Source organism: Thauera aminoaromatica S2 (assembly GCF_000310185.1).
GTDB lineage: Bacteria > Pseudomonadota > Gammaproteobacteria > Burkholderiales > Rhodocyclaceae > Thauera > Thauera aminoaromatica.
The window spans coordinates 1-2,631 of record NZ_AMXD01000240.1 but is presented as its reverse complement, the minus strand read 5'-3'; the positions used below and the strand labels follow the sequence as shown (position 1 = coordinate 2,631).

Annotated in this window: 3 protein-coding genes and 1 pseudogene; 3 read left to right on the top strand and 1 reads right to left on the bottom strand. The window is 72.5% G+C overall.

Annotated features, from left to right (window positions below; genetic code table 11):
- Window positions 1-499: NAD(P)/FAD-dependent oxidoreductase (locus C665_RS19145; RefSeq protein ID WP_004327697.1), on the bottom strand; the 499-nt coding region annotated here is incomplete at its 3' end.
- A gap of 176 nt (window positions 500-675) precedes the next feature.
- Between C665_RS19145 and arsS the strand changes: the two genes are divergently transcribed.
- From arsS to C665_RS21005, 3 genes and pseudogenes are all read left to right on the top strand, one after another.
- The gene (gene arsS, locus C665_RS19140; protein ID WP_004327695.1) at window positions 676-1,689 is read left to right on the top strand and encodes an arsenosugar biosynthesis radical SAM (seleno)protein ArsS; all 1,014 of its coding nucleotides are present in this window, start codon (window positions 676-678) and stop codon (window positions 1,687-1,689) included.
- The gene (locus C665_RS19135; RefSeq protein ID WP_245537197.1) at window positions 1,686-2,390 is read left to right on the top strand and encodes a TIGR04283 family arsenosugar biosynthesis glycosyltransferase; all 705 of its coding nucleotides are present in this window, start codon (window positions 1,686-1,688) and stop codon (window positions 2,388-2,390) included. The genes arsS and C665_RS19135 overlap by 4 nt, the downstream gene beginning before the upstream one ends.
- Window positions 2,387-2,631 (top strand): annotated as a pseudogene (locus tag C665_RS21005) (TIGR04282 family arsenosugar biosynthesis glycosyltransferase); the annotation flags it as partial. The gene C665_RS19135 and the pseudogene C665_RS21005, both read left to right, overlap by 4 nt.

The following is a 2,631-nucleotide window of genomic DNA, read 5'->3' as shown; positions in this document are numbered from 1 at the left end:
CGGCGGCGAGCACGAGCTCCACCCCCGCCGCGCCGCCGCCCACCACGGCGAGCCGGCGCAGTTGCCCGGCGCGCGCCATGGCCAGCCGCTGCGGCCAGGCGGCGATGAAGGCTTCCAACGGCTTCACCGCCAGCAAGGCGTCCGTCGGCAGGGCGTCGAGCGCGCGCGTGTCGACGAGGCTGCCGACGTCGAGCGCGAGCAGGTCGAAGTCGTGCGTGGTGCCGGTGTCGTCCAGCAGCATGCGACGTTCTGCGTCGAGCGCGATCGCGGAGGCGAGGCAGAGCCGCACACCGGCTGCGTCGGCGAGCGCGCGCAGGTCGATGCGACAGTCCTCGGCGCGGTAATGGCCGGCCATCCAGCCGGGCAGCATCCCCGAGTACCATTGCCAGGGCGAGGGCGTCAGCAGCACCGCCTCCACCCCGTGCGGACGCCGTCGGGCGAGGGCCTGGAGGACCGCGAGCTGGGCGTGGCCGCCGCCGACGAGGAGGAGTCGCTTCATGGTTTCGGGCGGACAAGGAGGCGCGGATGGGGGGGTGAGGGGGGGACGGACGAGGGGAACGGTTCGAACTTCCCGAGCGTAAGCTTTTCCGAGGCAGGTACGACAAAAGACCGTGCCGGCTGCCGCGGATTCCGCAGGTGCCGAAAGAATCGACTTTCCCGATGGAGACACTCCGCATGCATGCCACCCTCCCGCTGCTCGAATCGCACCGCTTTCCGCCGCTGCGCCGCGAGGCGATCACCACGCTGCAGGTGAACCTCGGCTATCGCTGCAACCAGAGCTGCGTGCATTGCCACGTCAACGCCGGCCCCGGCCGGACCGAGATGATGGACGCCGACACGCTGGCGCTGATCCCGCGCGTGCTCGCCGCGCGCGCGATCGGAACGCTCGACCTCACCGGCGGCGCGCCCGAGCTGCATCCGGGCTTCCGTGCGCTGGTGCGGGAGGCGCGGGCGCTCGGGGTGCGCGTGATCGACCGCTGCAACCTCACCATCCTGTCCGAGCCGGGGCAGGAGGATCTCGCCGAATTCCTCGCCGAGCACGGCGTCGAGGTGGTGGCCTCGCTGCCCTGCTACGCCGCGGACAACGTCGACCGCCAGCGCGGCAAGGGCGTGTTCGAGCGCAGCATCGCCGGCCTGCTGCGCCTGAATGCGCTCGGCTATGGCCAGGCCGGCAGCGGCCGGGTGCTGAACCTGGTGTACAACCCGCAGGGGCCGGTGCTGCCGCCCGACCAGGCCCGGCTCGAGGCCGACTACCGGCGCGAGCTCGCGGCGCAGTTCGGCATCGTCTTCAACCAGTTGTTCGCGCTCGCCAACATGCCGATCCAGCGCTTCGGCTCGATGCTGATCTCAAAGGGGCAGTTCAACGCCTACATGGCGCTGCTGCGGGCCAGCCACCGCGACGAGAATCTCGGCGGGGTGATGTGCCGCACCTTGGTCAGCGTGGACTGGCAGGGGCGGCTGTACGACTGCGACTTCAACCAGCAGCTCGGACTGCCGCTGGGGGCGGAAGGGGCGCTCACGTCCGCGCAGGGGCACGACGACAGCGACGCGGCGGCGCGCCCGGGACGACTGCATCTGCGCGACCTGCTCGCGGGAGATCTCGCCGGCGCACCGATCCGCGTCGCCGATCACTGCTTCGGCTGCACCGCGGGCAGCGGTTCGAGCTGCGGCGGGGCGCTGAAGGCGTGAGTGCGGCGGTGTCGGACATGGAGGGGCGCCCGGTTTCGCTCTCCATCGTCGTGCCGATGGTGGACGAGGCGGCCACGCTGCCCGAACTGCTCACCCATCTCGCCGCTTGGCGCGACCGCGGCTGCGAGATCGTGCTGGTGGACGGCGGCAGCCGCGACGACTCGGTGGCGATCGCGCGCGCAGCCGGCTTCCGCGTGATGGTCGCCGAGCGTGGCCGCGCCAGGCAGATGAACGCGGGTGCGGCGGCGTGCGGCGGAGACATCCTGTTGTTCCTGCATGCGGACACGCGCCTGCCGGAAGATGCGGACGCGACGCTGCGGGCCGTGCAGGCCGGCCGTGCCTGGGGCCGTTTCGACGTGCGCATCGACGGGCGCCCGCGCATGCTGCGCGTGGTGGCAGCGTTGATGAACCTGCGCTCGCGCTCGAGCGGGATCGCCACCGGCGACCAGGCCATCTTCGTGCGCCGGGAGGTGTTCGAGGCGGTGGGCGGTTTCCCGGACCAGCCGCTGATGGAGGACATCGAGCTCTCGCGCCGGCTGCTGCGCGTGTCGCGCCCGGCCTGCCTGCGGGCGCGGGTGCGGACCTCGGGGCGACGCTGGGAGCAGCGCGGGGTGTGGCGCACCATCGTACTGATGTGGCGCCTGCGCTGGGCCTACTGGCGCGGCGTGCCGGCCGAGCGCCTCGCCGAGGCCTACCGGTGAGCACGACCCGTATCGTGGTGATCGCCAAGGCGCCGCAGCCGGGGCGGGTGAAGACGCGCCTGATCCCGGCGCTCGGTGCGGAAGGAGCCGCGGCGCTGGCTGCCCGCATGCTGGCGTGCACGCTGGCGGTGGCTTTCGAGGCCGCCGGGGCTGCCGATACCGCCGATCCAGCGCTCGGCGTGGTCGAGCTGTGCGCCAGCCCCGCCCCGGGCGATCCGGCCTGGCAGGGCGTCGTGGTCCC

Excerpts from the sequence above, each read along its gene's own strand:
- arsS (WP_004327695.1), top strand. The coding sequence starts at position 676 with ATGCATGCCACCCTCCCGCTGCTCGAATCGCACCGCTTTCCGCCGCTG.